The following is a 6177-nucleotide window of genomic DNA, read 5'->3' on the forward strand; positions in this document are numbered from 1 at the left end:
CGCCCGCCGATCCGGGTCGACTCAGCGGGCCGGTTTCGGCCGATCGGTTCGGCGGGTCGGTTCGGTGCCGCGGGTCAGCTCACCCAGGGCACCTGGGGCGAGCGGTAGAAGTTGACGTTCTGGCGGCTCCACCGGGGAGCCTGCGTGGCCAGCCGCTGCCGGAACGAGTCCCAGTCGTGGTGGGCGGCGGCGGACCAGCCGAGTTCGGCGATCGCGGGCAGGCGGGGAAACGCCATGAACTCGATGTCGTCTCCGGTGCGCAGCGTCTCCGACCAGAGCGGGGCCTCCACGCCGAGGATGGACTCCTCCCCGACGCCGGGCACCCGGGTCGCCGGATCCCAGTCGTACGCGTCGCGGACCTCGATGAAGCCGGCCCAGCTCAGCCCGAGCGGGGTGCTGGAGTCGTACTTCATGTCCAGGTACGACTTGTTCGCCGGCGACATCACCACCTTGTTGCCGCGCTGGGCGGCGGCGACGAGGTCGGGATTGCTGGTGCCGGTGCCCCAGTACTGGGCGACCACCGAGGGGTCCTCCGCCACCTTGGCGATCTCGTTCCAGCCGAAGGCGCGCTTGCCGTACTTCGCCACCAGGGGGATCACCCGGGTCATGAAGGTCCGGTAGTCCTCGTCCGTGGTGGCGTGCGCCTCGTCCCCGCCGATGTGCAGGTACGGGCCGGGCGTGATGGCGGCCAGCTCGCGGATCACGTCCTCGACGAAGTCGTACGTGATCTCGCTGCCGATGCAGAGCGAGCTGTAGCCGACGGCGATGTCGGTACGCGGCGGTGGCGCGACCCCGTCGCAGTTGAGCTCCGCGTACGTGGACTGGGCGGCGTTGGTGTGCCCCGGCATGTCGATCTCAGGGACGACGGTGACGTACCGGCTGGCCGCGTAGGCGGTGAGCGCCGCGTAGTCGGCCTTGGTGAGGAAGCCCGGGCCGACCCCGTCCACGCCCGTGCCCGGTCCGCCCCCGCGGGTGGTCAGCTCCGGCCAGCTGTCGATCTGGATCCGCCAGCCCTGGTCGTCGGTGAGGTGCAGGTGCAGGTAGTTGATTTTGTACTGGGCGATCAGGTCGATGTAGGACCGGACCTCGTCGGGGGTGTGGAAGTGGCGGGCCAGGTCCAGCATCGCACCGCGGTAGGCGAAGCGGGGCTGGTCCACGATCCGCCCGCCCGGTACGGCCCAGCTGCGCCGCTGCGGCCGGGGCGACTCGATCTCGGCGGGCAGGAGTTGGCGCAGGGTCTGCACGCCGGCGAAGAGGCCGGCCGGTTCGGTGGCCCGGATGGTGATCCCGCTCCGCCCGACGTCGAGCTGGTAGCCGCCCGCGCCCACGCGCCGGTCGGCCCCGCCGAGCAGCAGCGAGATGCCCGGTTGGCGCGGGTGTGCGGCGGGCACCACCGGCAGCCGGTACCCGGTCGCGGGCCGGAGCACCCCGGCGAGGTACTCGCCGATCCGCCGGATCTCCGGCGAGCCGCTCTGGGTCCGGATGACGGTGTCCGGCGCGAGCCGGTAGCCGGCGCCGGCGTCGGCGTAGGTCTGCAGTGGGGCGGGGATGACGTCGGCCAGCTGCCGCGTGGTGCCGGGGGAGGTCAGCGGCCCGGCGGCGGCCGGGCCGGCGACCACCGGGCCGGCCAGCAGCGCGAGGCAGAGGACGCTCGCCGCTCGCAGCGGGGTTGACGGGGTACGCATCAACAGCACCTCCGGAACACGTCGCGGCGCGCCAGAGGCCGGTCCGAACTGGCGATACGGCTCCGCGTCGGCTCAGATTACATGTGCCGACCTCGATCTGTAAACCTTGTTAATTGTGTCTTCGTGGCGGACCCGGTGGAGGCGCGGGGCCGCGCGTTGCTCAGGATGCGGGCCCGCGCGTCGCTCAGGGGGAGAGGGCGTGCGTTGCTCAGGGGCGCGGCGCGCGTACCGGCGCCGCCGGCCAGAGGCCGCTGGCGAGCAGCGGCACGGCACCGGGCAGGAACGCGAACCCGAGGCCGAGCGCGAGCAGCACCGCCCAGACGAGGACGACCGCGCCGGCGACCAGGTCGGTCGTCCGGCGGGGGAGCAGCAGCGGCAGCGCGGCGGCGGCCACCGGTACGCCGAGCAGGAAGATCGCCGCGGCCCCGGAGTCCCGTACCGTCAGCGGCGCGAGCAGCGCCGCGGTCAGCAGGAGGATCAGCAGCGCGGACCGGCGCAGCAGCGGGCGCGGGTCGGCCGGGCGGCGGACCAGCAGCAGCAGACCCACCGCGAGTACGGCCAGGAGCGCGAGTAGCAGGGCAACGCCGATCATGTCGCCTCCAGCCGGTGCCGGGTCCACCGATTGTGGCCCGGCCTGCGACCGAGGTGTTCACGACTGACCGGAATCCGATTGAGCCGCGTGCCGGGCTGCGGTAGAAGCCAGAAATGCGACCGGAGCCGGGACAGGTACTGCACTTCTCCGAAGACCCGACGATCACGCGGTTCGTACCGCACGTCGCCGACACCGCCCAGCAGCCCGAGCCGTACGTCTGGGCCGTCGACCACCAGCGGGCCCCCGGCTACTGGTTCCCCCGGCAGTGTCCGCGCGCGATGGCCTGGGTGCGGAACGGCACCACCGACGCCGACCGCGACCGGATCGTCGGCGCGGGCTGCGGCGACCGGGTCCACGCGATCGAGTACGGCTGGCTCGGCGCGATGCGAACCACCCGGCTCTTCGCCTACCGGCTGCCGGCGGGCCGCTTCCGCCCGTTCGGCGCGCCGGAGCAGCACGCCCACGTCGCGGTCGAACCGGTCGAGCCGCTCGGCCCGCCCGAGCCGGTCGGCGACCTGTTCGCCTGCCACGCCGACGCGGGCATCCAACTGCGGGTACTGAGCAACCTCTGGGCCTTCTGGGACGCGGTCGTCGACAGCACGCTCGGGTTCAGCGGCATCCGGCTGCGCAACGCCGCGCCCCGGCCGTGAGCGGATGCCACCCGCTCGGCCATCGTCAGTCCAGCCGGGCCGCGAACGTGTCCACCTGGGCCGCGAGCGCACCCAGATCGGCCGCGTGCCGTTCGAGGGAGCGCCGGGTGTCCCGCAGCCTCAGCTCGACGTACCGGTCGGCGTAGCCGGTGGCACGAGCGCAGCGGTTGGTGGCCACCGCGAGGGCGACCTCGGCCGGTGTCGGCACGTAGACCCGCTCGGGTACGGCCGGCAGCACCTCGATGGTGCCCGGAACGCGTTTCGGGGGCGCGGGCGGCGCCCCCGTCAACGTTCCCGTCGGCACCCCGACCCCGTACGCCCGCAGGTGGCGTTCCCGCTCGCCGGGACGCGGCCGGAAGCCGGCCCGGTCGAGGCAGTCCAGCACCGGGACGCTGATCTCGCGGTACTCCGCCGCACCCGCTCCGGTCGTGCTCCCGGTCGACAACTCGTCGGTCACGGTGTTCATGAGCGCGTACGCCCGCTCGCGGACGTCGGCGAAGTCGGGGCCGAGCCCACGGTGCACCTCCTGCGTGCACCGCTCGAAGGCGCGGTCGAAGCCCCTGTGGTAGCTGAGCACGTGCGCCGCCTTGGCCGGCTCGTTCCGGCCGAAACCCGTCCGCCGCAACCGCTGCTCGTCCGCGGTCGCGTAGGCGGGCGCGGCCACGTTCATGCCCGCGAACGGATCCTCGCCCCGCTGTGGTCCGGCCGCCGCCAACTGCGGATACCCCCGCCGGCTCAGGCAATCGGCGCGCCGGTCCGACTCCGCGTACTCCAACCGGCGCAGCGCGTCGGAGCGGAACACCTCGACGGTGATCCGATCGGCGGGCACCCGCTCGTACGCCACGGGCCGGACCGGGGCGGACCGTGGCCCGTGCGCGGTCGACGAGCAGGCGGCGGTCGCCGGCACCAGCGCGACCACGGCCAGCGTCGCCAGGATCCTGCTGCCCATCCGTCTCTCCCTCCGGGCTCGCGGACGGTGCCGGGGTGGCCGGCGGCCCACCCCGGCGGCCCTCACACGCAGCGTTCGTGCCGGTCGTTACGGTCGGCCGTGTTGGTGAGCCAGTGGCGGGTCGACGCCGACGAGTCCCGCGGGATGTAGTCCCACTGCCAGACCCCGTTGATGTCGAGCGCGCCGACGCGGACCCGGCACTCGGTGTCGCGGTTCGTCGCGTACCAGGCGTGGTCCTGGACCGGGATGCCGGACCGCACGTACTGGCTGTTGGCCGGGACGCCGACGTCCATGAACTCGTTGCCGCTGTGGTTCGCGGTGTCCCAGAACTGCTTCTGGTACCGGACGTCGGCGTTGTACCAGAAGCAGATCTCGCCGACGCTGCATCCCGGCAACCCGTTCCCGTCGTCCGCGCTGGCCGCCGTCGCGGGCGCCACCGTGACCAGCGCCGCCGTCGCGAACAGCGCCGCGACCCTCGTGCGAAGCCTCGACATTCGTTCCCCCTCTTCGAATCGCGGCCTGCCCGGCCGCCTCCGGTCCGGCCCGGATCATCCGGCCCGAGAAGGAACCTAGATCGAAGAACTTTCACGATCCTTTCAACCGGTACGCGCCGGGCCGCGTCGCGCTCCGGGTGCGGAGCGTATGCATCGACGGTCGTCGGAATACGGTATACAGACTTCAGTGTTCAAAATCACCCTTGCCGGCCGGCGGGTGCGGAGCGTCCACCTACCTCGGAAGCGGCTCGGACAACGGCACCAGACCACCACCGGGGCCTTGCGAGGATCGCGACGGAAGGGTTCTCATGACGACAGGCTCAGCCACCTACACCGTCCTGACCGACGGCAACGGACGTACCTATCGAGTAGGCGAGACGCCGCACGACCTGCTGGGTCGGTCGCGGGCGTGGATGATGTGGCTGCCGTGGGCCGCCATGTTCGCGGTCAGTTCGTTCGAGTACGGCTGGGGCGCGGTCGAGGAGACCGTGGAGCGGCGGTACCACTGGACGCTGACCGACGCGTTCTGGTTGGCCAGCATCTGGGCCGTCTTCCAGGCCGGGGTGGCGTTCCCGGCCGGGCGGCTGCGGGAGAAGGGCGTCTTCTCCGCCCGCGCGGCGATGCTCGTGGGGGCCCTCTGCTGCGGGGTCAGCTGGTTCACCCTGGCGCACGTCGGCAACCTCGCCGTCGGCTTCGTCGGCTACTCGGTCCTGGGCGGCACGGGCGCCGGCCTGGTCTACGCGACCTGCATCAACATGGTCGGCAAGTGGTACCCGGAGAAGCGCGGAGCGCGGGTCGGCTTCGTCAACGGCGCGTTCGCCTACGGCGTCGTACCGGTCATCTACGTCTTCTCGTACGTGCTGGACGAGCGGAACTACTCGGCCGTGCTCGACGCGCTCGGCGGCTACATGCTCGTCGCGGTCGCGATCTGCGGCCTCTTCTTCCGGGACCCGCCGAAGAACTGGTGGCCGAGCGAGGTCGACCCGCTGCGCTGGGCCTCGGGCGACCACCGCGCCGCGGCGCGGAGCCTGGCGAAGAACCCGCCCGCGGTACGGCAGTTCTCCCCGATGGAGGCGATCCGCAGCGGCATGCTGCCGCTGATGTGGGGCTGCATGGTCATCATCGGGATGGTGTCGCTCTTCGGCATCAACTTCGAGGTGCCGTTCGCCAAGGAGAGCCATTTCGGCCCGTTCGTCGCCGCCTCCGCGGCCGGCGTGCTCTCCGTCGTCAACGGCACCGGACGCGCCGTGGTCGGCTGGGCGTCGGACCTGTTCGGCCGCCGCCAGACGCTGACGATCGTACTGGTCATCGCGGCGGTCGCGCAGTTCGGCGTGCTGTACGCGGGGAACACCCACAACCTGGTGCTGTTCATGGTGGCGGCCTTCCTCACCGGGTTCGGCAGCGGCGCGTTCTACCCGCTCTTCGCCACCCTGGTGCCGGACTACTTCGGCGAGAACCACAACGCGACGAACTACGGGATCGTCTACAGCTCCAAACTGGTGGGTGGGATCGGCGGTGGCGGACTCGCCGCCTCGGTGGTGGTCGCCTGGGGCTACACGGGCGCCTACCTGCTCGCCGGCGGCGCCGCGCTCCTGGCCGCCGCGATCAGCCTGTTCCTGCGGCAGCCGGGCCGTGGCCACGGCCGTACCCAAGGCAGGCCGACGCCGGCGGTCGCGGACGGTCTCGGCCCGGCGCTGGCGGGCTGACCCGGCCGCCGAGCCGCCGCCGCCAGCGCGGCGGCGGCGGGGCCGCCCCCGGCAGCGTGGCGGCGGCGGGGGCGCCCCCGGAGGCCGGGCCCGACCCCCGG

General features: G+C 72.5%; 6 protein-coding genes. 2 read left to right on the forward strand and 4 right to left on the reverse strand.

What is annotated here, in order from left to right; translation table 11 throughout:
- Nucleotides 1–74: 74 nt before the first annotated feature.
- On the reverse strand, nt 75–1685 hold the full coding sequence (locus AB0J86_RS17845; RefSeq protein ID WP_363858284.1) for a beta-N-acetylhexosaminidase: 1611 nt from the start codon (nt 1683–1685) through the stop codon (nt 75–77).
- Between the two features lie 208 nt (nt 1686–1893).
- Nucleotides 1894–2277, reverse strand: coding sequence for a hypothetical protein (locus AB0J86_RS17850; RefSeq protein ID WP_363858286.1), 384 nt, complete (start codon nt 2275–2277; stop codon nt 1894–1896).
- Nucleotides 2278–2390: 113 nt separating this feature from the next.
- Between AB0J86_RS17850 and AB0J86_RS17855 the strand changes: the two genes are divergently transcribed.
- Nucleotides 2391–2927 carry a DUF6886 family protein gene (locus AB0J86_RS17855; RefSeq protein ID WP_363858288.1) on the forward strand — a complete coding sequence of 179 codons (537 nt, stop codon included), beginning with the start codon at nt 2391–2393 and terminating at the stop codon, nt 2925–2927.
- 25 nt (nt 2928–2952) lie between these two features.
- Here the strand turns inward: AB0J86_RS17855 and AB0J86_RS17860 are convergent, their stop codons facing one another.
- Nucleotides 2953–3876 carry a hypothetical protein gene (locus AB0J86_RS17860; RefSeq protein WP_363858290.1) on the reverse strand — a complete coding sequence of 308 codons (924 nt, stop codon included), beginning with the start codon at nt 3874–3876 and terminating at the stop codon, nt 2953–2955.
- Nucleotides 3877–3938: 62 nt separating this feature from the next.
- Entirely contained in the window at nt 3939–4370 is a 432-nt protein-coding gene (locus AB0J86_RS17865) for a hypothetical protein (protein ID WP_363858292.1), read from the reverse strand.
- 308 nt (nt 4371–4678) lie between these two features.
- On the opposite strand from AB0J86_RS17865, the gene AB0J86_RS17870 reads away from it, so the two are divergent.
- Complete coding sequence (locus AB0J86_RS17870) at nt 4679–6076, forward strand: OFA family MFS transporter (protein WP_363858294.1); 1398 nt, start codon at nt 4679–4681, stop codon at nt 6074–6076.
- Nucleotides 6077–6177 lie beyond the last annotated feature (101 nt).

The sequence above is a fragment of the Micromonospora sp. NPDC049559 genome, assembly GCF_040676675.1.
GTDB lineage: Bacteria > Actinomycetota > Actinomycetes > Mycobacteriales > Micromonosporaceae > JBFAPK01.

Coding starts and splice junctions, on each gene's coding strand:
- AB0J86_RS17845 (WP_363858284.1), bottom strand. CDS start 1,685: ATGCGTACCCCGTCAACCCCGCTGCGAGCGGCGAGCGTCCTCTGCCTC.
- AB0J86_RS17850 (WP_363858286.1), bottom strand. CDS start 2,277: ATGATCGGCGTTGCCCTGCTACTCGCGCTCCTGGCCGTACTCGCGGTG.
- AB0J86_RS17855 (WP_363858288.1), top strand. CDS start 2,391: ATGCGACCGGAGCCGGGACAGGTACTGCACTTCTCCGAAGACCCGACG.
- AB0J86_RS17860 (WP_363858290.1), bottom strand. CDS start 3,876: ATGGGCAGCAGGATCCTGGCGACGCTGGCCGTGGTCGCGCTGGTGCCG.
- AB0J86_RS17865 (WP_363858292.1), bottom strand. CDS start 4,370: ATGTCGAGGCTTCGCACGAGGGTCGCGGCGCTGTTCGCGACGGCGGCG.
- AB0J86_RS17870 (WP_363858294.1), top strand. CDS start 4,679: ATGACGACAGGCTCAGCCACCTACACCGTCCTGACCGACGGCAACGGA.